We start from the raw sequence: 25,245 nt of genomic DNA, 5'->3' as shown, positions 1-25,245 counted from the left end.
CTCAAAGACTTGCGCTTGCCTGAGTTATATAAAAACGAAAAACCGCTATTAATAGCGGTTTTTTATTTTTCTGTCGCGCTGTGATGCTTTTACAACCGTGCGTTATTCCTTTGCCAAAGGCGGGGCGATATCGCTGCCGCCAAGGGCTTGATAAAGCGTCGCTTGGGCGGTGAGTTGGTTGTAACGATTCTCGAGCAAAGCCGCCTCGGCGCTACGACGATTCTCTTGGGCATCAATCCAATTCTGAATACCGATAGCACCATTGCGATACTGGCTCTCATAAATGGCTTCAACGGCCGCCGCGGCGCTAAATTGCTGCGCCAACTTCTCCCCTTGATAGCGATATTGCTGCTTAGCCGAAATCGCATTATCGACATCTTCAAAGGCGGAATAAAGCGTCTTGCGATAATTCACCACTGCAGTTTGATAATCGATATCGGCAATGTCGTTATTGATTTGCATTTGATTCCACTGCAAAAAGGGCAAGACAAGCCCAGCGCCTAAGCTACCAACGGGATTGCGTAACAGCTCTTTTAACTCTGAGGTCGACTCTCCAATACCACCCGTTAAACTCAGGCTTGGGAAATAACTCGCATAGGTAGCGTCTTTACTCGCCAAGGCGGAGCGCAGTTGATACAAGGAAGCCTTCACATCTGGGCGTCTGACTAACAAATCTGCGGGTACACCCACGCTAACGTCCGGCACTGCCACATCGGGGAGTTGCTTAATCTCAACCCAAGTCTCCCCTGAGGCTAAACTCTGCGCTGGGTTAGCAGCTGGTGCCTGATTGAGTAATATCGCAAGGGCATTTTTAGCCACAGTTAATTGCTGGATAAGCTGACTATGCGCAGCCTCTTGTCCCGCCATACTGCGCTGCGCTTCGAGCACATTCACTTGCGTCACGGCGCCAGAATCATACTGCCTTTGGGTTAAAGCCAGCGTTTGCTTGCTGTACGCTATGCTCTTTTGGCTTAAATCAACCCGTTGATTTAAATAACCTATCTGCCAATACAAGGATGCAGTGGTCGCCACTAGGCTTTGGGTGGTACTTTCTCTATCTTCGGCACTCGCCAGCGCCGCCCATTGGGCTTGGTCAATATTGGCCGACACTTTGCCCCACAAATCCACCTCATAACTGACAGACAAGTTGGCTTGATAACTCTTAGTCGCGTCGCCGCCATCAAGTGGCTGATTACGGGAAGCGCCAAGATTGGCCGATAATTGCGGGTACAGATCGTCCCGCGTTAGCCCTGCCTGCAAACGCGCTTTACGCAGGGTTAAGGTCGCTAGAGTTAAGTCATTGTTAGTGCTCAACACTTGGCTAACCAGCTTATCAAGCTCAGGCTGATGAAACTGCTGCCACCAAGGATCGACCTTTACTTGCTCGTTCACTGTGGTGTTTTGCCACTGTTCAGGAATCGCCAATGCGGGCGGTTCAAAGTCTGAACGCATAACACTGCCACAACCACTCAACAGGGCTATGCACAGAGCTGGTCCCAAAGCCGTGCAAACAGCAATAGCACAGCTACGAGGCGAAAATATTCGATTAAATAGTTTATTATTCATGGTGTTATTATTCTCTGGCTAGTGCATCAACGGGATCTAACTGCGCCGCATTGCGGGCGGGTAAGAAACCAAATAGCACACCAATTAAGGTCGAGCAGGCAAAGGCGGCAACGATGGAGGTGGTGGAATAAATCATTTGGAAACTGCCCCCCGTTTGAGCAAACACCACGCCAATTAAGTAGGACAAGGCTATGCCTAAGGTGCCACCACACAAACACACTAAAATGGCTTCGATAAGGAACTGGCGCAAAATATCACTCTGGCGCGCACCCACAGCCATACGAACACCGATTTCACGGGTCCGCTCAGTCACAGACACTAACATAATGTTCATCACCCCAATTCCGCCAACGACAAGGGAAATCACCGCGATAGCCGAGATCAGTAAGGTCATGGTTGCTGTGGTTTTTTCGATGTTCTGCCTAATGGTATCGGTATTGATGGTGAAGAAATCTTGCGTGCCGTGGCGCATTTTAAGCAGCGTGATAATACCCTGCTCCGCCGCGTTACTCGGCACAGTTTCATCGAGTCGAACGGTAATACCATCCAAATAATTTTTACCCACCATACGGCCAGAAACTGTGGTGTAAGGCACCCATACATTAAGCGCATCGCTGTTACCAAAAGCACTTTCTTTGGGCTTCGTCACACCTATGATACGTACGGGTAAATCTCCAAGGAAAATCACTTGCCCTATCGCCGAGTTATTGTCGGCAGCGCTGTTAGGAAAAAGCTCCTTACGGGTGTTGTCATCAATCACCGCATCTTGGGCGAGCGATGCGACACTGGCATCATCCCAAAATTGGCCCTGCGCTAACTCGTACCCTCTTACACGGAAAAACTCAGGTCCCACCCCATTCACCGATGCCGATACCGCTTTATTACCAAAACGAACCGTTGCAGTAGAGCCAATGCTTGGCGTCACGCTATCAACATAGGGCAGATTTTTAAGGGCATTGGCGTCCGTTGCGGTTAAGGTGCGCACCCGCGCCGAGCGTCGATCGCCAAAACCAGAACCGGGGCGAATATCAATCGTGTTGGTTCCCATCGAACTGATACTTTTGAGAATGGCCTGCTGCGAGCCTTCACCTAAGGCCACTACAGAAACCACAGAGGCAATACCGATAATAATCCCGAGCATAGTCAAGAAGGTACGTAACCTGTGGGTCGACATCGCCACTAGCGCCATTTTAAGCGCTTCGACATATCTGTCCCACGAAGCCACCCGCGCACGCGAGCTGTCTTTTGCTGCCACTGTTTTGGCGACCACAGTGCCGCTAGGCTTTTGTGGCGCCATATTTTGTAACGTTGAGCTTTGCGACATCGAAGTTTGCGACTTAGCCGTTTGTTTATCCAGACTGCGCTCATCGCTGATGATTACGCCGTCTTTGATTTCGATAATGCGGTCGGCATATTGGGCCACGTGCATATCATGGGTCACGATAATGATGGTATGACCGTCGCTGTGAAGCTCCTGCAACAACTGCATCATTTCTTCGCCGCTGTGACTATCCAGCGCACCGGTCGGTTCATCGGCGAGGATCACATCGCCGCCATTCATCAAAGCGCGCGCCACACTGACCCGCTGCTGTTGACCACCACTGAGCTGATTGGGTTTATGATCAAGCCTGTCGCCAAGGCCTAAACGCGTCAACAAATGCTCGGCTCTGTCTTTACGCACCGAGCGTTCTTTACCCGCATACACGGCGGGCACTTCGACGTTGCCTATGGCGGTCAAATCACCCAGTAAATGATAACGCTGAAAGATAAAGCCAAAGTGCTCGCGGCGCAGCTGAGCTAATTCGTCCACGTCCATAGTTGAGGTATCTTGGCCATTGATAAAATACGCGCCCTTTGACGGTTTATCTAAACAACCAAGAATGTTCATTAGGGTCGATTTACCCGAGCCAGAAGCGCCTACTATCGCCACCATCTCACCACGGCCAATCGACAGGTTCACATTTTGCAAGACTGTGAGTTGCTGCTCACCCGCCTGAAAAGTGCGATAACAACCTGAAATTTCAAGTAATGCCGTTGTCACTGTTAAAACCTCACGCTAGGTGGACGACGGAACTTGCTGCTGCCATCATCGGCGGACGGCATGCCAAGCACGACTTGATCGCCCTCATTCAAACCAGTGGTGATTTCGGCATTGATTTTGTTGTTAATCCCAACCGTGACATCCACATATTGCACTTGGTTATCGACTAACACAGGTACTTGATACTGCGGGCCACTGGGGGCTTTACGCTCGCCAGACTTAGCCTCTGGCGCCGCGGATTTCTCCCTCGGCTTTATACGCAATATCTGCGCAGGCACTAATAGCGCATCATCGGCCTTAGCTAACACTATAGACACCTGCGCCGTCATGCCGATACGCAAGGTGCGGTCAGGGTTTTCTACATCAAACAAACCATGGTAGTAAATGGCGTCTGAGTCGCTAGAACTCATATTGCTATCGTCGCCATCCATCGAAATCGGCCCAGGCTCAATCGCCCTCAAAACGCCACGGTAGGGATGATTCGGCTTGCCAAGAACCGTGAAATACACGGCTTGACCCGGATGAACATTGACGACATCGGCTTCGGAAATCTGTGCTTTAACTGTCATGGTATCGAGCTGCGCCATTTCCACGATTGTCGGCGTCGTTTGATTAGCGTTAACGGTTTGCCCCACTTCCACCGCGGAATACACCACAGTGCCATCCATAGGTGCGGTAATTTTGGTATAACCTAAATCGATTCTGGCACTGTCGACGTTAATCTCAGCCTGTTGTTTTTGCGCTTCTAATTGCTCAAGCTCGGCTTGATAAACCGTTAGATTAGCATCGGCCACTTCATAATCGGCACGGGAACTTGCCTTATCGGCAAGCATTTGCTGCTGGCGGCTAAATTCCAACTTTGCTTGACGGATCTGCGCCTGTTTAGCGCGGAACTGGGCATTGATACTCTTGAGTGATGCGAGAGCATCCTTCAAATTATTCTGCTGCGCTAGGCTGTCAATTTGAGCAATCAAATCGCCTTTCTTTACTTCATCACCCAGTGCCAGCGGCAAACTTAAAATTTGCCCCGATACCTGCGCGCCCACACTCACCAGTTTAGAGGCCTGCAACATGCCATTGGCCAACACTGAGTTTTCGATATCGCCACGGCGCACCGCTTCAGTCACATAGGTAGGTGCCGTTTCAGGCTTATGCCACATAAAATAAGCACCGCCACTCAGGAGTATTAAGCCGCTTAACGCGAGCAGCAATTTACGCTTTGAGGATTTTTTCATCGGTATTGTCGTGTCCATCAATGCTAAAGACAGCAAGCATTAATCTTGCTAAGGAACTGAAATTGTTCCAACAGTATATAGAGTTAGCCAAAGACAGTAGACGAAGGAAGTGTCGTTAACAGGTAAAGATTTGCAAATATCTGTGTAGAAATTTGCAAGGGAAGCACAGCTGAGCATTAGGTAGCAATGCCGATTGAGTGCGATACCAAATCGTTAGGCGGTAAATTGTAGGGGTTCGACGTTCTATGATTGTGCCACTTGTGGTAGTTCTGCCATTCAAACGAATCTAGATACAGACTTCATTTGATTCTTTTTCAAGAAAGATCAAGGTCGTGGGGTGAAGCCTTATGACTTTGATGTCGATTTAAATACAAAAACGACCAACCCGCTACGAAACATTCACGCCAAGTACTGACCATCCCCAGTGAATAACCCAATGATTAATCGAATTAATCACTCAATTCGACTAATTCATGCTGGCGAGGATCACCTGCGTGGCATCAAAACAGGCAAAACATGGCTCGCCGACAGCCAACGCCTGCGTTTGGGTAAGTGGCATCACTGAATAGATGATGTCTTTACTATTAATATCTATGGCTAATTCGGCCTTATCGCCAAGTTCAGTCACACTCAGCAAACGGCCGCTGAGGCAATTTTGCCCATCCAGTTCACAGACATGTGTCATAGCCCGTACTGCGGGGGCTTTAAACAGTAACAACACAGATTTATCCAAGGCTAACTGTAAGCGCTCGCGGCTCGAATGGGTCACTGAAATCTGAATCTGTTGCCCGCCCGCTAAGGTCACGCTGATGTTGTCATTTAATCCAAATGAATCAATGCCATTGATACGACCCGTTAACTGATTACGGGCGCTAGTATTGAGTGAGAAATGCGCCATCACATCCAATAAACTGTGCATGTCGACGGACTCATCAAGCAAGGCGGCCAAGGCCATTGCTTGTACTTGGGAGGTGATGGAATACACCTTGAGCAAACGCTCGCCAAATTCGGTGAGTTTCGCGCCGCCACCGCCTTTGCCGCCCTTTTCGCTGCACACTACGGGTTCGGGCATGGCGGTGTTCATCTCATTGATCGCGTCCCACGCCGCTTTATAGCTGATCCCCGCAAGCTTGGCGCCTTGGCTGATCGAGCCAGTGTTGGCGACCTGCTCAAGCAGGCTTATCCGCCTAGGATTGGCGAAGGGCTTATCCCCGAGGGAAAGCGTAAGTAATGCATGTAAATCCATCGTTTATCCCGCACCCAAATCTGACTTGAGTCCTATTGTCCTTCATCGTCTTGAGGATACCAATAAGATTGCCGAGATATTTCAGCGGATCAATACCATTAATCAGCAAGAAACCACACACAGATCACTAATTGATTGCTTAGGGCTTGAATGATCGATATATAGATTGGTATATATCGATCACTTTTTATCACGGAGGAATACAATGAAATCCATTCACCTTAAGCAATTACTGCGTTTTACCACGGCTTCATTATTCACAATGGTACTGACATCTAGCCCAGTTTTTGCGGCAGACAATGAGCAAGTGACTGTTTTTGCTGCGGCATCGCTCACCAATGCCCTTAACGAAATCGGCCAGCAATATGAAAAAGAACACAATACTAAGGTGGTCTTCTCCTTCGCCTCTTCTTCAACACTGGCAAAACAAGTGGCCAATGGTGCGCCCGCCGATCTGTTTGTCTCGGCGAATCAAAAGTGGATGGATTATCTAGTCGAGGCCAAAGCGGTCGATGTTAACAGTCGTAAAACCTTACTAAAAAATACCTTGGTCTTGATTGCCGAGAAAAATAGTCCCATCACAGAGGTGGTGCTCAATGGCGATTGGGATATTAAAACCGCATTAAAAGGCGGCCGTATGGCTGTTGGCGACCCTGATCATGTGCCCGCTGGACAATATGCCAAGCAAGCCCTCGAAAATCTTAAGCTATGGCAAGTCGCTGAGCCCTTACTCGCCCGCGCTAACAATGTCCGCGGCGCCCTCGCCTTAGTTGAACAGGGTGAAGCGCCGCTAGGCATAGTGTATTCAACCGATGCGAAAGTCGCCCAGAAGATCAAAATCGTGGCAACCTTCCCAGAGACGAGCTACAGCCCAATTGAATACCCTATCGCCTTAGTCAAACAAGAATCGACGGCAAGCGCCAAAGCGTTCAATGAGTATCTGCAAGGCCCAAGCGCAAAAAATGTGTTTGAAAAATATGGCTTTGGAGTGAATTAGGGTGCTGAGTGGTTCTTTGTTAAGCGGCTCTCTGCTAAGTGGCTCTCTTTTAAGCGACTATGAAATTGCCGCACTGCTGCTCAGCTTAAAGGTGTCATCCGTTGCCGTTATCGCCAGTTTACCCTTGGGCATTTTATGCGCTTGGTTGCTGGCCAGAGTCGAGTTTCCTGGCAAGGCAATATTCGACAGTGTGCTCCATCTACCACTGGTGTTACCGCCCGTGGTAGTGGGTTACCTCCTGCTGATCAGCATGGGCCGCCAAGGTTTTATCGGCCAGTGGTTATATAATTGGTTTGGCATCAGTTTTAGCTTTAGTTGGCGCGGGGCGGCCCTCGCCGCGGCGATAGTATCTTTCCCGCTGATGGTCAGAGCCATACGCCAATCCTTTGAAACCGTTGATATTCGACTCGAGCAGGCCGCACGCACGTTAGGTAGCAGTCGATGGCGGGTATTTCTCACCATCACACTGCCGCTTACCTCTCCTGGGATAGTGTCGGGCATGATTATCGCCTTTGCCCGCAGCCTAGGGGAATTTGGTTCGACCATTACCTTCGTTTCTAATATCCCCGGTGAAACCCGTACGATTCCGCTCGCCATGTACTCTTTTATTGAAACCCCAGGGGCCGAATATCAGGCCATGCGCCTGTGCATTATCTCGATAGTGATCGCGCTCGCGTCTTTACTCGCTTCCCAATGGCTGAGTAAAAAAGCCCTGCAGAGGACGGCAAGCGTATGTTAACAATCAATATTGAAAAACGGCTCGGACAACTGCAACTAAAAGTCGATACCCAATTGCCATTGCAAGGCGTGACAGCCGTTTTTGGCCGCTCGGGTGCGGGTAAAACCTCGATCGTGAACCTGCTCGGCGGGCTTTCGACCCCAGATAACGGTGAAATCCGCCTCGGTGACAAACTGCTTTATCAGCAAGGCAAAGTGAACCTTCCCCCAGAGAAGCGCCAAATTGGCTATGTATTTCAAGAAGCACGACTGTTCCCGCACTACAGCGTGAAGGGCAATCTCAACTATGGTGTGCGTAAAGCCAACCCAGTGTTATTCGATAAAATTGTGCAGTTACTGGGAATTGAAAAACTGCTCAGTCGGTATCCCAGCACGCTATCGGGCGGAGAAAAACAACGGGTTGCCATTGGCCGTGCCCTGCTAACATCGCCCGACATGCTGTTGATGGATGAGCCGCTGGCGTCACTCGATTTACCCCGTAAACGCGAGTTACTGCCCTACCTGCAAACCTTATCGCAGGAACTAAAACTGCCGATTGTGTATGTGAGCCACAGCTTAGATGAGATCTTACAACTGGCGGATTATATGCTGGTGCTGCATCAGGGAAAATTGATCGCCCAAGGCGCCTTAAGTGAAGTGTGGAATAGTGAGCAAATGCGCCCTTGGGTGCCATTGCAGGAGCTCAGCTCACTCCTCAGTGCAAAGGTTGCCGACAGACATCCCGACTACCCCATGACGCGACTCGTGATGGATGATGGTAACCATCTATGGGTAAGCGGCTATCTGGCTGAAACGACAAAGAAACTCAAAGTGCGTATTCAGGCAAACCATGTCTCGGTTTGCACTGAGATCCCCAAAGGATCGAGTATCCGTAACCTATTGAAGGGAGAAATTAAAGACTTATACCCCAGCGATAATGGTGAGCAAATCCAATTAAAAATCGCCCTAGGCCGTGATGAACTTTGGGCCAACATCACCCCATGGGCCTGCGATGAACTGCAACTCACTCATGGAAAAGCGATTTATGCACAAATCAAAGGCGTGACTATGACGCAAATGGATATCGCCGAATCCCACTAGCTCACCCTAAAGCACCGAGCAAAAACCAAATTTCAGGCACAAAAAAACCGACGCTAGGTCGGTTTAGTTCCTTCATAAGAAGGATTTGGTACCAGTGGCCAGACTCGAACTGGCACGCTTTTAAGGGCGGGGGATTTTGAATCCCCTGTGTCTACCGATTTCACCACACTGGCATATCAAATATGCACTTAGAAGCAATCAAAACAACTGGCTGTCTCTAAGTGCTGGGAATTATACCTTTGCCCATGACAATGGCAAGTCTTTTGCCGCGACTTTAATACAAATTGCATTTAACCGCTCAAAAATCATGCTCTTGGGGTTATTCTGCGCCATGGGATAACAAAAAGGCGGTATATTCTTTATCACTTTTTTGGATATGGTTAACCAACCAAGCCTTCAAGAAAGTCATTAATTCGTCGGCAACATCTTCCCCTTTTACAACCCGCTTTTGAAAATCAAGTACTTGCCCGACTAACTTGCCGTGTTTTTCCTTATGACTGTCAGTTTGTGGGTAGCCAAAGCGGGCAAAGAGCTCTTCTTCATAGGCAAAGTGGTTGGCGGTGTAATCCACCAGCCCTTGCACGATACGTTTGATGGCTTCGAGCCCATAGTCTTCATTTAATGTACGATGTAATTCATTGATCAATGAGACTAAGCGCTGATGTTGACGATTGATCTCTGGCATCCCTATGTCTAATTCAGGCCCCCATTTCACAAACAGTTTATGTTGTGCCTGAGTCGAATTAAAGAAAGCCGCATTCACATGGAATCGATGCAACAAGGAGCCGATTTCCTGCGACATGTTATACACTTTCAAGCTCGATAGGTTAGTGTTGTTGGTGTGAGATGCATTACTCAGCGCGAGTTCTGCCATCACAGTGATATTTTTATTAATCTCTTCAGCAACAGTGTGTTGTTGCCCCGATGCCGTGGCGATTTGATGGGACATATCGGTAATGGTCTCCACCTGAGCGACAATCTGCCCGAGTGCACTGTGGGCTTGATCAACCATATCAGCCGTTTCGTCGGCAATAGCCACGTTTTTCAACATGACTTCAACACCATGTTGTGCACCTTTTTGTAAGGCGGCGATTTGTTGTTGGATTTCAACCGTGGCTTCAGATGTCCGCTTAGCGAGATTACGCACTTCATCGGCGACAACGGCAAAGCCGCGACCATGCTCGCCAGCTCTCGCACTTTCAATGGCAGCGTTTAAGGCGAGCAAGTTGGTTTGCTCGGCCACCTGCGAAATGGTTTCGATAATGCTACTGATATTGTTGCTGTCGGCGGCCAAGTGCTCAATCACGGTTCGAGTGCTATGGATCTGCTCTGACATAGCGCCAATTTTAATGACTATACCATTCATGATTTGGTCGCCATGCTTAGCAGAACTTTGGGCAATGTCGGCAGCTTTCGCCGCACTGACTGCATTTTGCGACACAGCTTGCACGCTTGAAACCATTTGCGTCATCGCACTGGCGGCCAGTTCAGTTTGATGCTCTTGCTCTAACACACCTTGTTTGGCCTGCTCACTGATGACCTTAATATCTGAGGCGACTTTTTTCATGCCTTCGCAGGTATCAGACAAAGATAAAATGGTGCGGCTGACATCCTCGCCCATACGATTAATGCTATGCACAACCTTAATGAAGATGCCCGCATCTTTCTCTTCTAATTGATAACTTAAATCCCCTTCGCCTAAATGATGGGCGGCGCGCTCAAGCTGCCTTAAATTGCGAATTAATTTATTGATGTTGAAAATTAAAATGCAGGCGAGCGCGCTTAAACACAGGATGGCGACAAAGTGCCCTGTGGCAACTAAACAATAGAGTGGATAAATCAGCAACAGCAGTGGCGCAAAGATAGAATTATATCCCATTGAATCCTTACGACTTTTATTAGAATCCATTTTTTACTCCTTTAAAAAACTGATATTGCCGCATTCATATTAAACAAGGGCGAATAGATGGAATGCGCGTTAACTAAATAAATAACGAACTCATTGAGTAGGTTAATCCTAGACGCTAACAGAAGATGAAACAAAGCCAAGTTATTTGAACTCATCACTGTTAAGCATAGCCTTAAACTTGACCAAGATCACAGAGTTAACTAAGAGTTATCGCTTTGTATTCCTATGTCGATTTTTTATTGATCGAGATCAGTATTTTGGCTATCGAATATCGCTAATTTAGAGAGGACTTCACAGGAAAGAGGATTTCAGTCATGGCATTTTGGTTAGATCTAATGTTTGGTAACCCCATAGGCTTACTTTCAATGATCGTTATCTTTAGCACAATAGGGATAGTGTCCTATATCACTTGGATGTTCATTGTGAAGTCGGCACCGAAACAATAGTTTTTGCTCCAGTTGTTCTTCATGTTCTTGTATAAATGCAAAATCTAGGGGGTTTTTATCACCCCCATTTTTTGTTATCTCACTTTTCCGATTACTGCAACTTACCTAAGCCAGCACTCATGCGAGCGAGGCAAAACACGCCTATGCGGCGTGTTTTCTGTTTTGTACTAGACCATTTAAAAACTGCGGACGTGCCTTAATCAACGACTGCATTTCCTCTTGGCTCGGCTCACCCGCAGGTAAACGCAGCACATCGCGGTTGAGGTACATGCGAGCCTTCATAGCAATCTTATAATCGGCTGTCGGTCCCTGAATCGCATAATGGCGCTCGTTACCTAGCTTTTCTAAGATACAGGCATTCAATAAACTTTTTACGGCAGGCTCATTTTGCGGCAGAGTCAAAATCGTGGCGCCCTGAAGAAAAAACTCTCTGACTAACGCCCGCTCAGCGGGATCAAGCAACTTCACTTTAGCTTCAATCGTCTCAATAACGCGCTTATCACTTAAATGACGAATTGATTCATCTAAGCCTAAGTTAATCAGCTGACTCAAAAAATAGGCGATAGAGATGATTAGACCTAATCCAACAAAATGAGCATGTTCGGGCACAAATTTATCGAGCGCCAGCACTGCCAACGCATTAGGAGGAATAAGGAGTAAGACAGTACAACTCACCATTAGCCACAGCATGACTCTAAACATCATTTTCTTCGGGCTAAAAAACTTAACTGAATCCAGCTTGAGTTTAAACATAGTGCTATCCCAGTGACAAAAAATTGAACTTATTGGCTAATAAGCAAATTTAATGCCACAAATGAAGACATATTTCATTGATTTTATCTGCGAGAAAATGCACTTTCTGGATCTGTAGGTCTATGCTTATAAGCATCTCAAGCCGCTATTGCATAAAGAAAATTTAAGATGCTGACATTCTTTAGCCAACTTATCAAAAGTCCCATAGGCAGGCACCTGACCTTGTCTATTGTACTTTTTAGCTCTGTTATCACCTTAATCACCACTGCGTATCAATTGATCAGTGATTATCGCAATGACGTTGTGCGTATCGACAGAGTGTTTTCCAATATGGAAAAAGTGAATTTAGATGTGCTCGCCGCCAGTATTTGGGTGATTGACGAGCGGCTGATTAACACTCAGCTCAATGGCTTAATTCAGTTGCCCGATATTAACTACATTTCGATTAAAGATGACAGCGGCCAAGCATGGAATGCAGGCGAGCAAAAGCAAGAACACTCCTTAGATAAAACCTTCCCGCTAGTTTATAAATCCCCGACCGAGAGCATTAATGTCGGTACACTTGAAATACAAGTCGATGTCGATGCCATCTATCAGCGCTTGTATGATAAAGCTATTATCATTTTGCTCTCTAACGGAATAAAAACCTTCTTAGTTGCTGGATTTATTCTGTTTTTAGTATGGTTCAATATCACCAAACACTTAGATAAACTCAGCCAATACTGTAAAAATATCGACCTAGATCACGAATACGAGCCACTGCAATTTGCCCGCCAAGAAAAAATTGATGAGTTCAAACAAGTCGCCGACTCCATCAATAGCATGCAAGTGCAACTGAGAAGCTCCTTTGGCGCCTTAAAGAAATCTAAGACTGAACTGCAAACGGCCCTGGAAGACAGAGAGCGGCTACTCAAGCTCGAACGTAGCTATAAAGAAGAACTCGCCAGGCAAGTTAAAGAGAGAACCATAGAGTTAGAACAATCCCTTAGCGCGCTAAAACGGGCGCAACAAGTGCTGGTTGAGCAAGAGAAAATGGCGGCCTTGGGAGGATTGGTGTCGGGGGTTGCCCACGAGATCAACACACCGATTGGCATTTGTTTGACGGCGGCGAGTGCGCAGCTGAGCCATATTGAAGAGCTGATCGACCTGATCCACAGCGATCAAGCCACCTTAGACGAAATCAATGAGATCCTTAATGAGTATCAAGAAAGCTGTGAACTCATAGTCCGCAATATCACCAAAGCCAGTAGTTTGATCCAAAAATTTAAGACGATCGCTATCGATCGCAGTCATGAAGAACACCAACCTTGTAACTTAAGTCAGCAACTCCACGAGATTTTGGAGTCAACATTGATTATGCATCCGCATGTCAACGCCGTTACTGAAATCAGCGTAGAACCCACACTCAATATTCAAACCAATATCAGCTTATTGAATCAGATTGTTAGCAATATTCTGTCGAACGCCTTTACCCATGCTTTCCATGGACGCGAAGATAATCTTATCCACATCAGCGCCACAGTGGATGAAGATTCGATTCTAATTAGCATCCAAAATAATGGTTTAGAAATTCCAGCCGATGTCGCTGAACACATGTTCGAGCCATTTTTCACCACCAATCGTAATAAAGGCGGCACGGGCTTAGGATTATCAGCAGCCTTTAATGCCGCCACGCTGTTGAAAGGCACTATGAGTTATCGCGCAGACTCAACACTTGGTGGCCCGCAATTTGATATCAAATTTCCGTACACTCAATGTGAGCCTACGGTCCCCAGTGTCCAACACGATTTTTATATCTAGATATAATGCAGTGGAATGACCAATATTGAAGTGATACTCACCGCTCATACGAGCGGTGAAATCATGGGTAGAAAAACCTTAACCCTTTAAAACGTTTCTTGAGCCTGTAGTGCCAAACGCGCTAATACTCGACTTGCCGCCACAAAACCAAATGTCCCAGTGACCATAGTGACAGCACCAAAACCCGACGCACAATCCATTCTCATGCTGCCATCGGCCGCGGCTTTAGTACCACAAACAGAGCCATCGGCTTGCGGATACACTAACTGCTCACTGGAAAAAACCGCATCAATAGCAAAGCGGCGTTGCACGTTTTTAGAGAAGTTATATTCACGGCGCAAAATATTGCGCACTTTGGCTAACAAAGGATCTTGGTAAGTTTTAGCGAGATCTGTTAACTGAATTTGAGTCGGATCTGTCTGCCCACCCGCACCGCCTACCGTAACAATCTTGATTTTTTGACGTTTACACCAGGCAATTAACGCAGCCTTTTGCTTAACGGCATCAATACAATCAATAACATAATCAATGTTGCCGCCCTCTTTAGCCCCGAGCAAATACTCGCCTAAATTATCCAATGTAATAAAATCTTCTATTTCATTCACTTGGCAATCAGGATTAATCTCACGGATCCGCTGCGCCATCACAGCGACTTTAGAGCTGCCGATAGTGGAACTGAGCGCGTGAATTTGACGGTTAGTGTTAGTGACACAGATATCGTCTAAATCCATCAAGCTTATCTGTCCGATGCCGCTTCGCGCTAAGGCCTCTGCCGCCCAAGTACCTACGCCACCAATACCAATCACCACCACGTGGGATGTGGCAAATTTAGCCAGAGCCTTTTGTCCATACAAACGGCCAATTCCGCCAAATCGATTTAGATAGGCCTCAGTCATAAATACTTACCTTATATTACCCAATAACAGCAGGAGCGCTTGCCCTAGCATCGAATGGATGCCAACAGGGCAGCTTAATAGCAACACCAGAAATGTGCGGTGGATTCTAAACGATCTGGACATAAATCGAAATCAGATCCGCAGACACATAACGCCAGATGCAAAGAGATACGATTGCCATGCAAGCGTAATAAATGCAAAGACTCATAATGCATGACCGAACAACTCGGTAATCAACATAATAAAAGCTGTATTTTACTTGTAAAACAATATGTTGAATAAACAGCTCTTTATATGAAACTTGATCCAGATCACACTTTATTGCTGAAAGTCTGTGCAGACTTTGCCACACAAAAGCTCAACAGCATGCATAGATACTTAAGTTATCCATGCATATAACAGCGATAAGCACAGGAAAATGAAGATGAAAAAGACTCTGCTGACTACGGCCATTATTTCTAGCCTCACACTCTATTCATTCACAGCACTCGCCGATGGCCCTGAATTCTATGGTCATGCTGATCTTGCTATTACCAACTCAGACACAGGTTACGCAACTCAGAACCAAAAGGACGGCACTGTCCTTGAAAACAACTTCTCATGGTTAGGCGTAAAAGGTTCTGAAGCTGTCAGCCCCTATTTTGACATCATTTATCAAATGGAATTTGGCGTCGAAAACTTTGATAACTCAAACAAGACGTTCAACGCCCGTAATACTTTCCTTGGTATCAGAAGTGCGGCTGGTACTGCCTTAGTGGGCCGTAACGACACCGTATTTAAAGCCGCTGAAGGTAGCTTCGATCTTTTCGGTAATACCAACGCCGATATCGACTTACTGGTTGCAGGCCAAACACGCTCCGCCGATGGCATTTCTTACTATTCACCTAAAATTGCCGATCTGGTGACGCTTAATGCCACCTATCTGATGAGCGATAACTATGATCAAGTGGATAGCAATGGCGACGAGGTGTACAGCAAAGATCACATGTATGCTCTGAGCGCCACCTTAGGGGATAAAGCCTTTAAAGCACAAAACTACTATGTCGCTGCCGCCTATAGTGATGGTATTGATAACGTTGAAGCCTACCGTGGTGTGGCCCAAGCTAAATTCGGCGATGTTATCTTAGGTGCCTTATATCAACACAGTGAACATGTGGATGATAAGTTTGCCAATCTCTCAGGTGATACCTACTTCGTCAACGCAGCCTACTTAATTGGCGACTTGAAATTGAAGATGATGTACGGCAAAGATGACTCAGGTTTAGGTAAATACGTGAGCCGTTATGTCGGTGACCAAAACAACAGCGGCTTAGAACAAGTCCGTGATGTTGACCTGCAACAGTTCAGTGTGGGTGCCGATTACCGTCTGAGCACTAAGACTATGGTCTATGGTCACTACACGCGCTTCGATGGCGATCTTATGTTGGCTGATGTGAAGCAAGACCTGAATGACAACATCTTTACTGTTGGTTTACGCGTTGATTTTTAAATAGATTAATCAACTAACCACAAGGTTATTTCTTGATAAAAAAGCGGCTCCGGCCGCTTTTTCTGCTTAGATATCGTCCCCAAACACATATCCACAGCCGATATGACAGACTTGCTACAGTATTAGTATATGCTACAGTTACCCTCGCCGACCCACTGTCTAAGGCAATCCGCCTTATCTACCACTTAAGTAGTAAGTGAAAAATACAGTTTTGCAGCTTTCAGGCAAATTTGCAGTCAAGGTATAAGGAAATATCCTAGAAATAGCCCGAATATGGACAAGGAGAGCCAAAAACATGATCTGCACCACAGCCTGCGAGTCGTAAAACTGTAAAAATCGGCGGCAACTTTGTTACCGACTCAGGTGACAAATGCGTTAAACCACACAAAAACCATGAAAAATGGAAAAGAACTTAGGTTCGAGGGAGCACAAAACATGAAAAAGACATTCATCTCTGCATCAGTTGCATCAGTATTGGCATTGGCTTCATTCGGTGCGCTAGCCGAAGGCCCAAGCTTCTATGGTCGTTTAGAGCTTGCTTTAACCCATACTGACACTGCTGCTACCCTACAAGGCGGCACTAACGGTATCGATACCACTAACTATGCCGATGAAAATAACGCTGGCACATATTTAGAAAACAACTTTTCTCTGTTAGGTGTAAAGGGTTCAGAAAAGATTGCTGATGGCTTTGAAGCTATCTATCAAATGGAATTCCAAGTTGAAAATACATCAACAACGGGTGATGTATTTAAAGCGCGTAATACTTATTTAGGTTTAAAAACTAACGCAGGTACTGTGTTAGTGGGTCGTAACGACACAGTATTCAAACAAGCCGAAGGCGGTGTGGATATTTTCGGTAACACTAACGCCGATATCGACCGTTTAATCAGTGGCCAAACTCGTAGCGCTGATGGTATGTGGTACTACTCGCCAAAAATCGCTGGCTTAGTAACACTGAACGCAACTTATTTGTTTGATGATAACGACACGACTGCAAAAACTTCTGAAAGCTTATATGCATTAAGCGCGACTTTAGGCGATAGCAAGTTTAAAGAACAGAACTACTATGTCGCTGTAGCCTATAACAAAGGTATTTCAGGTATTGATGCGTACCGTGGCGTGGCTCAAGTTAAATTAGGCCAATTCAAAGTCGGTGGTTTATTCCAACAATCAGAAAACGTTGTGAATAGCGATATCGATGGCAATACTTACTTCGTGAACGTTTCTTATGATCTGAACGGCGTAAACCTGAAAGCTGAATACGGTGTTGATGATGCTGGCTTCGGTAACTACTACAAAAACGTGAACAAATATACCGAAACCGTTAATGGCAATGTAGTGAACAGGACTACAACTGGCACTGATATCAACGTACAAAACTTCAACGTAGGTGCTGACTACCGTTTAGCTAAATCAACTATGGTATACGGCCAATATGCTATGTACCGCGGTGACCATGTTGTTGCTGGTAACAAAGTTGATCTACAAGATGACAACGTATTCTCTGTAGGCGTACGTTACGACTTCTAATCTCTTAACCCAGAGATAATTAAAAACCTACTGTAGCGATACAGTAGGTTTTTTTATGTCTCAAATCGAATGAAGGTCGAAACTCAGGCGATAGAAACAAAAAAGCCACCCAAGTAAACTCAGGTGGCTTTCATTTATGTCTTCAATGCTTTATTGCATTGAGTCCATCAAAATATTAAATGCTCGGTAATGGCTCGCCGCCGTCACCTAATTCAACGCTATCGACACGTTGTAAGCCTCTAGGCAACTTAGCGCCACGACGACCACGTTCACCACGATAATGCTCAAGATCGCTAGGCTTAAGTGTGAGTTTGCGTTTACCCGCCCACAAGGTGACTGGCGTATCACTCGGCACTAATTGTAAGTGCGTCATCAGCTCTTCACGATTCTTGGCTCTTTCCGTAGGGATACCGATAATTTTGTTGCCTTTCCCCTTAGATAACTGCGGTAAGGCTTCTAGCGAGAACAACAACATTCGACCTTCGTTCGTGATCGCCAAGAGTGACATTTCTTTAGTGCGGTCGATCAACTTAGGCGTTAATGACTTAGCGTTTGTCGGCAAACTCAGCAAGGCCTTACCCGCCTTATTGCGCGACACCATATCATTGTACGAGCAAATAAAACCGTAACCCGCGTCAGTTGCCAACAGGTAACACTGGTCTTCCTCACCCATCAACACATGCTGCATCGTTTCGCCAGGTGCCATATTGAAGCGAGTCGTAATAGGTTCACCTTGGCTACGTGCCGAAGGCAAAGTATGGCTATCGGTCGCAAATGCCCGCCCGGACGAATCAATAAACACCGCCGCCTGATTACTGCGCCCCATGGCACTGCACAGGTATTGATCGCCAGACTTATAGGAGAGCGATAACGGATCGATATCGTGGCCCTTAGCACAACGCACCCAGCCTTTTTCAGACAAGACCACTGTCACAGCCTCAGTCGGCGTTAATTCTTGCTCAGTTAAGGCGCGAGACTCGTTGCGCTGCACTATGGGTGAACGACGATCATCACCGTAGGTTTGCGCATCTTGAATTAATTCTTTCTTGATCAAGGTCTTCAAGCGACGCTCTGAGCCCAATAACTGCTCAAGTTTCTCGCGCTCAGCTTCAAGCTCATTCTGCTCGGCCGTGATCTTAAATTCTTCTAACTTAGCTAAATGACGTAACTTTAACTCGAGGATCGATTCAGCTTGTTTATCACTGAGTGAAAAACGGGCCATCAACTCAGTTTTAGGATCATCGTGAAAACGAATAATCTCAATCACTTCATCAATATTGAGGAAAGCGATCATTAAAGCTTCGAGTATGTGTAACCGCGATACGACTTTATCTAAACGGTATTCCAAACGACGTTTAACCGTGTCAACGCGAAACTCTAACCACTCAGTTAATAAGGTTTTCAGTCCCTTCACCCGTGGACGGCCATCGAGACCCAGCACGTTTAAGTTAACTCTAAAGCTTTTTTCTAAGTCGGTCGTGGCAAACAAGTGCGCCATCAATTGATCGCAATCGACACGATTGGAACGGGGCACCACCACTAGACGCACGGGACTTTCATGGTCTGATTCATCCCTCAGATCGGCCACCATAGGTAATTTCTTCGCCTGCATTTGACTGGCGATTTGCTCTAAAATTTTACCACTACTGGCTTGGTGCGGCAGCGCAGTAATGATGATTTCACCGCCATCGACTGTGTAAACCGCGCGCGCTCTTAATGACCCACGGCCCGACTCATAAATCTTTGCAATATCGGCAGACGGGGTAATAATCTCGGCTTCCGTTGGATAATCAGGCCCAGGCACAAAGGCCATTAATTGCTCGAGTTCAAGCTTAGGATCATCGAGCAATGCCACGCAAGCTGAGACTAATTCCCTGACGTTGTGCGGCGGAATATCCGTCGCCATACCCACGGCAATACCGGTAATCCCATTAAGTAAAATATGCGGTAAACGTGCAGGCAGTACTTTTGGCTCTTTTAACGTGCCATCAAAGTTAGCGCCCCACTCGACCGTGCCTTGCCCCAGCTCGCTGAGCAGCACTTCAGAGAATTTGGATAAACGCGCTTCGGTGTAACGCATAGCCGCAAATGACTTAGGATCATCGGGTGCCCCCCAGTTACCTTGACCATCGACTAACGGGTAACGATAGGAGAATGGCTGCGCCATCAATACCATAGCCTCATAACAGGCGCTATCGCCGTGGGGATGGTATTTACCCAATACGTCACCGACCGTACGGGCCGACTTTTTATGCTTAGATTGAGCCGATAAACCTAACTCACTCATCGCATAAATAATTCGACGCTGTACCGGTTTAAGCCCATCACCAATGTGTGGCAGGGCTCGGTCCATAATGACGTACATGGAATAGTTCAGATAAGCCTCTTCGGTAAAGCGCCGCAACGGCATTTGCTCTACTCCATCGAGACTTAACTTGATAGCGTCACTCATTTTCTTCTAGTTCCTGTGGTTCTTCAGTACTATCGCCCTTATAGAACAAACGATACACGTTACCTTTTAAATCATCTGAGATGTACATAGCACCGTCGGCAGCCGATAACAGCGCAAAGGGGCGAGCGACGGGAAACTCACCGTCAAGGAAACTAACAACCGTTTCACGACTCACCACTTTTTGGTTTTCAATCTTGAGCATAACCACTTGGTAACCGACTTTGCTCGAACGATTCCACGAGCCATTTTCGGCTACAAACAACTGATTATGGTACATATTTGGAAATTGACTGCCGCGATAAAACGCAAGCCCTGTGGGTGCAACATGGGCAGGTAGTTCATATACTGGTAGCGAAATTTTTAGATTTTTTGGCTTTTCATAGGCAGGCTCAACCACAGTACTGGCATGTAAGTAAGGGAAGCCATAATGACTCCCTATCACATCGACGCGGTTAATCTCATCGGGTGGCAAGTTATCCCCCATCCAATCTCGGCCTTGATCGGCAAACCATAATTTTTCGTCAAGCGGCGACCAATCAAACCCACTCGCATCACGTACACCGGCCGCAATCTGCTCACTCGCGCCAGTATCGATATTGATGGCTATGATACTGCTGTAAGGCACTGGTGCTTCACAGACGTTACAAGGCGCACCAATAGACACGTATAAGCGGCCATCTGGGCCAAAATTAATTGACCGAGAACTCTTCTTCTCAGAGTAAGGCAAGTCACTGTAGATTTCTTTGGGTCGACTCGGGCGGCGCAACCTTTGCTCAATATCAACAAAGCGCACTACCTGATTTTCAGTGGCGACATATAAGTCGCCATTGTGAAATGCAATCGCATCGGGTGATTCAAGCCCTTTGGCTATCACGTAGCGCTTATCGACACGGCCATCTTGATTGCTATCGACTAAGGCATGAATTGTGCCGCTCTTATGGGAGCCGACAAATAAAGTGCCATTCGCGCCCATCGCCATTTGCTTAGCATCGCCAATATCCGAGGCATATAGCGATAAGCCAAACCCCTTAGCGACGGTAATCATGATCGATTGGGACCCCGCAAAGGCGCTATTGCAGAACAATAACGTTACACTCGCTAGGAGCGTAAAACCGGCAGAAAACACCTTTAAGCAATTATAATTATTAGTTTTAATACACAACATTGTAATTTTCTTTATGCCTATGTTTTATTGTTATCGGCAATATAGTGCACAACATTAAAGTAAAGCCATGTCACCCTTATCTTCAAGCCAGTTTTTACGGTCCGGCGAACGCTTCTTAGCGAGTAACATATCCATCAAAGCATCTGTCTCTTCGATATCATCTATGGTCAACTGTACTAAACGACGGGTGTTCGGATCCATCGTTGTTTCACGAAGTTGTAAAGGATTCATCTCACCCAAGCCTTTAAAGCGGGTGACTTGTACCTTACCCTTTTTATTCTCAGCGGCAATGCGATCTAAAATTCCCGCTCTTTCAGCCTCATCTAAGGCGTAATACACCTCTTTGCCGATATCGATACGGAACAACGGCGGCATGGCAATATACACATGACCCTGTTCAACTAAGATACGGTAATGCTTCAAAAATAGCGCGCATAACAAGGTAGCAATGTGCAGTCCGTCCGAGTCAGCATCCGCAAGGATACAAATCTTGCCATAACGCAGTTCAGAGATATCACTGCTATCGGGATCGCAACCAATTGCGACCGAAATATCATGGACTTCCTGTGAGGCTAATACTTGTGAAGCATCGACTTCCCAGGTGTTTAAGATTTTGCCACGCAGCGGCATAATGGCTTGAAACTCGCGATCGCGGGCCTGTTTCGCACTACCGCCCGCAGAATCCCCTTCCACGAGGAATAACTCTCCGCGCATCGGATCTTGGCCACTACAGTCCGTTAGCTTACCCGGTAGTGCAGGCCCTGAAGTCACCTTTTTACGGGCGACTTTTTTAGCGGCCTTTAACCGACTCTGGGCGTTATTAATGCACATTTCGGCTAACGATTCAGCGAGTTCAGTATTAGAGTTCAACCAAAGGGAAAAGGCATCACGCACTACGCCAGACACAAATGCAGCGCATTGGCGGCTCGAAAGCTTTTCTTTGGTTTGGCCAGCAAATTGCGGTTCTTGCATCTTCACCGACAAAATAAATGCGGCGCGATCCCAAATGTCTTCGGGTGACAGTTTAATACCGCGGGGAATTAAGTTTCTGAACTCACAAAATTCGCGCATTGACTCCAATAAACCTTGGCGAAAACCATTCACATGGGTACCACCGAGCGGAGTCGGAATTAAGTTAACATAACTCTCGCCAATAGATTCGCCGCCTTCAGGCAACCAAGTAATGGCCCAATCAGCGGCTTCTAGCTGGCCCTTAAAACAACCGACAAACGGCTCTTCTGGCAACCTTAAATTGTCGCCAATCGCTGCCTTCAAATAATCAGTTAGGCCGCTTTCATAGAACCATTCATGGACTTCGTTTGTCTGTTTATTGGTGAATTTGATCCGTAAACCTGGGCACAGTACCGCTTTAGCACGAAGTAGATAAATCAGTTTTGAATTTGAGAAGTTAGCCGAATCAAAATAGCTCGCATCGGGCCAAAAATGCACTCGAGTCCCAGTATTGCGACGACCACAGGTCCCCGTTGGGCGTAACTCTTCAACCTTAAAGCCATTTTCAAATGCGATATCATACACTTGGCCATCACGGCGAACTGTCACTTCAACACGGCGCGACAGCGCGTTAACGACTGAAATCCCCACACCATGCAAACCGCCAGAGAACTGGTAGTTTTTATTCGAAAATTTACCGCCGGCATGCAATTTGGTCAGGATTAACTCGACCCCAGGAATGCCTTCTTCAGGGTGGATATCCACCGGCATACCACGGCCATCATCGGTGACTTCGAGGGAGTTATCTGTATGTAGAACAACTTCAATTTTGGTCGCGTGGCCCGCTAATGCTTCATCGACACTGTTGTCTATGACCTCTTGGCCCAAATGGTTCGGTCTGGAGGTGTCGGTATACATACCTGGACGGCGTTTAACAGGATCGAGTCCGTTGAGAACTTCAATGGCGTCAGAGGTGTATTGATTCGTCATAGGGCACGCTATAGGTTGTTATATCCGGCCATGTTGCGGCTCGGCATGTCTGTTTGTCAAGGTAAGTGTAAAAATTGGCTTACAGTTTGCAGATGCGATTCGTAGCCAACAAAACTGTGATCGCCTCCCGCTTCAATTCGCAATTGGCAGTGATGGTACTTATTGAGCGCTTCGCGATAATCCAGCACTTCATCACCCGTCTGCAATAATACCAAAAAACGATCCGGATTGCGGATAACAGCCGTATTAAATTCAGCAACTTCCCGCTTATGCTCGGGCACGACAAGATAATGCTGTTCGGTATAGGGATTAAATTGCGGCCCCATAAACTCATCAAACAATTCAAAGGGTTTTACCGCTGGATTGACTAACACAGCCTTGCCGCCATAGGTTTCGGCTAAATAGCTGGCAAAATATCCGCCTAAGGATGAGCCTATGTAAGTTAATGGCTCATTGGCATCGACAGCCGCCTCAACATAAGTGGTTAACAGTGCCATGGCAGCCTTGGGCGTATTGGGTAATTGCGGCTGATAAAAGGTCACACTCGGGTGATACTGCGCCATGTACTCAGCCGTCATCACAGCTTTATCTGAAAAAGGTGAGCTATTAAATCCGTGAATATAAAGCAGCATATTTCCTCAGGCTGCGGTTATTCGCGTTAATAACCGCTAGAGTTGTTGTCGGGGGAAAAATGGTTACCCGGTACGCGATACACTTTAGTGTTGATGCTACCATCGGCTCTCAACTCCAGCAAACGATAACCCGGTTGGACGCTATCCAAAGCAAAATAAGGCGATAACGGCTTAAATTGAATACAAGTGGAAGGTGTCGCCATTAGCTGCATGCTGCCATGAGGCCCATTATGATGGGTATCGATACATTGGTGTACATGACCCCAGAGTAATCCTTTGACCTGCGGATACTTTGCTACTCGCGCAATAAATTCGGCGCCATTGTCCATGCAGTGCTGATCCAGCCAAGTGCAATTCACGACAATGGGATTGTGGTGCATCACCAATAAAGTGTGGCATTCGGGATGTGCGGCAATGGCTTTATCAATTAATTCAAACTGAGTCTCGGCCATATTGCCGCCGGGCTTTCCCCGCACGGTTGAATCCAACATGAGAATTTGCCAGTTTCCGGCCAGAATACGCTGCTGTCCAAAAATCTGTTCACCTTGCATGTGCAGATACATAATCCGCGGATCATCATGATTTCCGGGAAGATAATGGCAAGGTAAACCAATAGGAGTGACGGCTTTCACAAATTGCTGATAGGACTCAGCCGAGTAATCTTGACTTAGGTCACCCGTGGCAAGCATCAAATGAGCGGGATAGTCCACAGCTCTAATTGTATTTAATACGGCAGCAAAACTCTTGCTAGTATTGACTCCTAATAGCTGAGCTTCAGGATCGGCAAAAAGATGCGGATCTGTGACTTGCACGATACGCACGCTTTCCCCTTCAGCTATGGAGTAAGAGACAGCCTCTTTCAGCACATTGAATACCCAATTCTAAGACTGGCACACGACACTATGGTGGTAACCAATCTTTAATAACTCTTCCAGGAATGCATTCACCTGGTGCTTTTCATCACTTTGATACATACGTACATTGGGATAATCATACACTGGGCGTAATTGGTAAATCTGTTGACCAGTTAACACTTCTGCTAATTTAGCATCGTGATAAATTCTCACTAACACCTTGGGAATATTGATAAACTCCTTGATTGCAATGGGGCGTGATATCTCAACTAATTGAGTATATTTGGTATTTTCTAAAATTCGCACTACTAATATACCAAACTCACCTTCGAGTCGCCATGACTCACCGATAGCTATCTCTAACGGTAACCATTTCAACATGTAGCCATAATTTCGCCCGCACAGTGCAAGAAAGTCACTGACATTGGGTTTATAGCGTCGTTTTAGACTCGAAGTAGCCAAATTCATCCCA

The 25,245-nt window shown here is 46.6% G+C and carries 20 protein-coding genes and 1 tRNA gene; 7 read left to right on the top strand and 14 right to left on the bottom strand.

The window, feature by feature from the left end; all coding sequences use genetic code 11:
• Positions 1-102: 102 nt before the first annotated feature.
• The 4 genes from Q4Q57_RS17445 to Q4Q57_RS17430 all read right to left on the bottom strand — a co-directional run bounded on the left by Q4Q57_RS17445 (position 103) and on the right by Q4Q57_RS17430 (position 6,088).
• On the bottom strand, positions 103-1,566 hold the full coding sequence (locus Q4Q57_RS17445; RefSeq protein WP_311891538.1) for an efflux transporter outer membrane subunit: 1,464 nt from the start codon (positions 1,564-1,566) through the stop codon (positions 103-105).
• Positions 1,567-1,573: 7 nt separating this feature from the next.
• Complete coding sequence (locus Q4Q57_RS17440) at positions 1,574-3,607, bottom strand: MacB family efflux pump subunit (protein WP_311891537.1); 2,034 nt, start codon at positions 3,605-3,607, stop codon at positions 1,574-1,576.
• 2 nt (positions 3,608-3,609) lie between these two features.
• Complete coding sequence (locus tag Q4Q57_RS17435) at positions 3,610-4,842, bottom strand: efflux RND transporter periplasmic adaptor subunit (protein ID WP_311891536.1); 1,233 nt, start codon at positions 4,840-4,842, stop codon at positions 3,610-3,612.
• Between the two features lie 466 nt (positions 4,843-5,308).
• Entirely contained in the window at positions 5,309-6,088 is a 780-nt protein-coding gene (locus tag Q4Q57_RS17430; RefSeq protein WP_311891535.1) for a TOBE domain-containing protein, read from the bottom strand.
• 205 nt (positions 6,089-6,293) lie between these two features.
• Between Q4Q57_RS17430 and modA the strand changes: the two genes are divergently transcribed.
• Genes modA through modC form a run of 3 tightly spaced genes read left to right on the top strand, consistent with a single transcriptional unit; the run spans position 6,294 to position 8,903 of the window.
• On the top strand, positions 6,294-7,085 hold the full coding sequence (gene modA / locus Q4Q57_RS17425) for a molybdate ABC transporter substrate-binding protein (protein WP_311891534.1): 792 nt from the start codon (positions 6,294-6,296) through the stop codon (positions 7,083-7,085).
• A gap of 1 nt (position 7,086) precedes the next feature.
• Positions 7,087-7,824 (top strand): molybdate ABC transporter permease subunit, encoded by a 738-nt coding sequence (gene modB / locus Q4Q57_RS17420; protein ID WP_311891533.1) that lies wholly within the window; start codon positions 7,087-7,089, stop codon positions 7,822-7,824.
• A complete protein-coding gene (gene modC / locus Q4Q57_RS17415) occupies positions 7,818-8,903 on the top strand; it encodes a molybdenum ABC transporter ATP-binding protein ModC (protein ID WP_311891532.1) in 1,086 nt (361 codons plus the stop codon). The genes modB and modC overlap by 7 nt, the downstream gene beginning before the upstream one ends.
• A gap of 86 nt (positions 8,904-8,989) precedes the next feature.
• Here modC and Q4Q57_RS17410 read toward each other — a convergent pair.
• Together Q4Q57_RS17410 and Q4Q57_RS17405 are read right to left on the bottom strand one after the other, a co-directional pair.
• Positions 8,990-9,076: transfer RNA gene (locus Q4Q57_RS17410), tRNA-Leu, on the bottom strand.
• 146 nt (positions 9,077-9,222) lie between these two features.
• The gene (locus tag Q4Q57_RS17405) at positions 9,223-10,812 is read right to left on the bottom strand and encodes a bacteriohemerythrin (protein ID WP_311891531.1); all 1,590 of its coding nucleotides are present in this window, start codon (positions 10,810-10,812) and stop codon (positions 9,223-9,225) included.
• 314 nt (positions 10,813-11,126) lie between these two features.
• Here Q4Q57_RS17405 and Q4Q57_RS17400 point away from each other — a divergent pair, with 314 nt between their 5' ends.
• Entirely contained in the window at positions 11,127-11,258 is a 132-nt protein-coding gene (locus Q4Q57_RS17400) for a DUF3149 domain-containing protein (RefSeq protein ID WP_006083014.1), read from the top strand.
• 141 nt (positions 11,259-11,399) lie between these two features.
• Here Q4Q57_RS17400 and Q4Q57_RS17395 read toward each other — a convergent pair whose 3' ends face one another.
• Complete coding sequence (locus Q4Q57_RS17395; RefSeq protein ID WP_311891530.1) at positions 11,400-12,011, bottom strand: superinfection exclusion B family protein; 612 nt, start codon at positions 12,009-12,011, stop codon at positions 11,400-11,402.
• Positions 12,012-12,179: 168 nt separating this feature from the next.
• Between Q4Q57_RS17395 and Q4Q57_RS17390 the strand changes: the two genes are divergently transcribed.
• Positions 12,180-13,811 (top strand): ATP-binding protein, encoded by a 1,632-nt coding sequence (locus Q4Q57_RS17390; RefSeq protein WP_311891529.1) that lies wholly within the window; start codon positions 12,180-12,182, stop codon positions 13,809-13,811.
• An 86-nt stretch (positions 13,812-13,897) separates the two neighbouring features.
• Here Q4Q57_RS17390 and tcdA read toward each other — a convergent pair whose 3' ends face one another.
• Complete coding sequence (gene tcdA / locus Q4Q57_RS17385) at positions 13,898-14,707, bottom strand: tRNA cyclic N6-threonylcarbamoyladenosine(37) synthase TcdA (protein ID WP_220776173.1); 810 nt, start codon at positions 14,705-14,707, stop codon at positions 13,898-13,900.
• Between the two features lie 424 nt (positions 14,708-15,131).
• Between tcdA and Q4Q57_RS17380 the strand changes: the two genes are divergently transcribed.
• Both Q4Q57_RS17380 and Q4Q57_RS17375 read left to right on the top strand, forming a co-directional pair.
• Positions 15,132-16,196: a porin gene (locus tag Q4Q57_RS17380; RefSeq protein ID WP_071938617.1), complete on the top strand. Its 1,065-nt coding sequence runs from the start codon at positions 15,132-15,134 to the stop codon at positions 16,194-16,196.
• Positions 16,197-16,631: 435 nt separating this feature from the next.
• Positions 16,632-17,729, top strand: a complete 1,098-nt coding sequence (locus Q4Q57_RS17375) for a porin (protein ID WP_311891528.1) — start codon at positions 16,632-16,634, stop codon at positions 17,727-17,729.
• A gap of 175 nt (positions 17,730-17,904) precedes the next feature.
• On the opposite strand, the gene parC is transcribed toward Q4Q57_RS17375, so the two are convergent.
• The 6 genes from parC to Q4Q57_RS17345 are packed head-to-tail and all read right to left on the bottom strand — an operon-like array spanning position 17,905 to position 25,241.
• Positions 17,905-20,181 (bottom strand): DNA topoisomerase IV subunit A, encoded by a 2,277-nt coding sequence (gene parC, locus Q4Q57_RS17370; protein ID WP_311891527.1) that lies wholly within the window; start codon positions 20,179-20,181, stop codon positions 17,905-17,907.
• On the bottom strand, positions 20,174-21,346 hold the full coding sequence (locus tag Q4Q57_RS17365) for a PQQ-dependent sugar dehydrogenase (protein ID WP_311891526.1): 1,173 nt from the start codon (positions 21,344-21,346) through the stop codon (positions 20,174-20,176). The genes parC and Q4Q57_RS17365 overlap by 8 nt, the downstream gene beginning before the upstream one ends.
• Before the next feature lie 54 nt (positions 21,347-21,400).
• Positions 21,401-23,287: a DNA topoisomerase IV subunit B gene (parE, locus tag Q4Q57_RS17360; RefSeq protein WP_311891525.1), complete on the bottom strand. Its 1,887-nt coding sequence runs from the start codon at positions 23,285-23,287 to the stop codon at positions 21,401-21,403.
• Positions 23,288-23,343: 56 nt separating this feature from the next.
• The gene (locus tag Q4Q57_RS17355) at positions 23,344-23,919 is read right to left on the bottom strand and encodes a YqiA/YcfP family alpha/beta fold hydrolase (protein ID WP_220592036.1); all 576 of its coding nucleotides are present in this window, start codon (positions 23,917-23,919) and stop codon (positions 23,344-23,346) included.
• Between the two features lie 26 nt (positions 23,920-23,945).
• On the bottom strand, positions 23,946-24,785 hold the full coding sequence (gene cpdA / locus Q4Q57_RS17350) for a 3',5'-cyclic-AMP phosphodiesterase (protein ID WP_106649492.1): 840 nt from the start codon (positions 24,783-24,785) through the stop codon (positions 23,946-23,948).
• 15 nt (positions 24,786-24,800) lie between these two features.
• Positions 24,801-25,241 (bottom strand): DUF1249 domain-containing protein, encoded by a 441-nt coding sequence (locus Q4Q57_RS17345; protein WP_311891524.1) that lies wholly within the window; start codon positions 25,239-25,241, stop codon positions 24,801-24,803.
• Positions 25,242-25,245 lie beyond the last annotated feature (4 nt).

Source organism: Shewanella sp. SP2S2-6 (assembly GCF_031931965.1).
Taxonomy (GTDB): domain Bacteria; phylum Pseudomonadota; class Gammaproteobacteria; order Enterobacterales; family Shewanellaceae; genus Shewanella; species Shewanella baltica.
The sequence above is the reverse complement of the archived record's forward strand: the minus strand, read 5'-3'. Positions and strand labels throughout refer to the sequence as shown.

What these genes read in the sequence shown, in the direction of transcription:
- Q4Q57_RS17445 (WP_311891538.1), bottom strand. Translation starts at nt 1,566, where the DNA reads ATGAATAATAAACTATTTAATCGAATATTTTCGCCTCGTAGCTGTGCT.
- Q4Q57_RS17435 (WP_311891536.1), bottom strand. Translation starts at nt 4,842, where the DNA reads ATGAAAAAATCCTCAAAGCGTAAATTGCTGCTCGCGTTAAGCGGCTTA.
- Q4Q57_RS17430 (WP_311891535.1), bottom strand. Translation starts at nt 6,088, where the DNA reads ATGGATTTACATGCATTACTTACGCTTTCCCTCGGGGATAAGCCCTTC.
- modA (WP_311891534.1), top strand. Translation starts at nt 6,294, where the DNA reads ATGAAATCCATTCACCTTAAGCAATTACTGCGTTTTACCACGGCTTCA.
- modC (WP_311891532.1), top strand. Translation starts at nt 7,818, where the DNA reads ATGTTAACAATCAATATTGAAAAACGGCTCGGACAACTGCAACTAAAA.
- Q4Q57_RS17405 (WP_311891531.1), bottom strand. Translation starts at nt 10,812, where the DNA reads ATGGATTCTAATAAAAGTCGTAAGGATTCAATGGGATATAATTCTATC.
- Q4Q57_RS17400 (WP_006083014.1), top strand. Translation starts at nt 11,127, where the DNA reads ATGGCATTTTGGTTAGATCTAATGTTTGGTAACCCCATAGGCTTACTT.
- Q4Q57_RS17395 (WP_311891530.1), bottom strand. Translation starts at nt 12,011, where the DNA reads ATGTTTAAACTCAAGCTGGATTCAGTTAAGTTTTTTAGCCCGAAGAAA.
- Q4Q57_RS17390 (WP_311891529.1), top strand. Translation starts at nt 12,180, where the DNA reads ATGCTGACATTCTTTAGCCAACTTATCAAAAGTCCCATAGGCAGGCAC.
- tcdA (WP_220776173.1), bottom strand. Translation starts at nt 14,707, where the DNA reads ATGACTGAGGCCTATCTAAATCGATTTGGCGGAATTGGCCGTTTGTAT.
- Q4Q57_RS17380 (WP_071938617.1), top strand. Translation starts at nt 15,132, where the DNA reads ATGAAAAAGACTCTGCTGACTACGGCCATTATTTCTAGCCTCACACTC.
- Q4Q57_RS17375 (WP_311891528.1), top strand. Translation starts at nt 16,632, where the DNA reads ATGAAAAAGACATTCATCTCTGCATCAGTTGCATCAGTATTGGCATTG.
- parC (WP_311891527.1), bottom strand. Translation starts at nt 20,181, where the DNA reads ATGAGTGACGCTATCAAGTTAAGTCTCGATGGAGTAGAGCAAATGCCG.
- Q4Q57_RS17365 (WP_311891526.1), bottom strand. Translation starts at nt 21,346, where the DNA reads ATGTTGTGTATTAAAACTAATAATTATAATTGCTTAAAGGTGTTTTCT.
- parE (WP_311891525.1), bottom strand. Translation starts at nt 23,287, where the DNA reads ATGACGAATCAATACACCTCTGACGCCATTGAAGTTCTCAACGGACTC.
- Q4Q57_RS17355 (WP_220592036.1), bottom strand. Translation starts at nt 23,919, where the DNA reads ATGCTGCTTTATATTCACGGATTTAATAGCTCACCTTTTTCAGATAAA.
- Q4Q57_RS17345 (WP_311891524.1), bottom strand. Translation starts at nt 25,241, where the DNA reads ATGAATTTGGCTACTTCGAGTCTAAAACGACGCTATAAACCCAATGTC.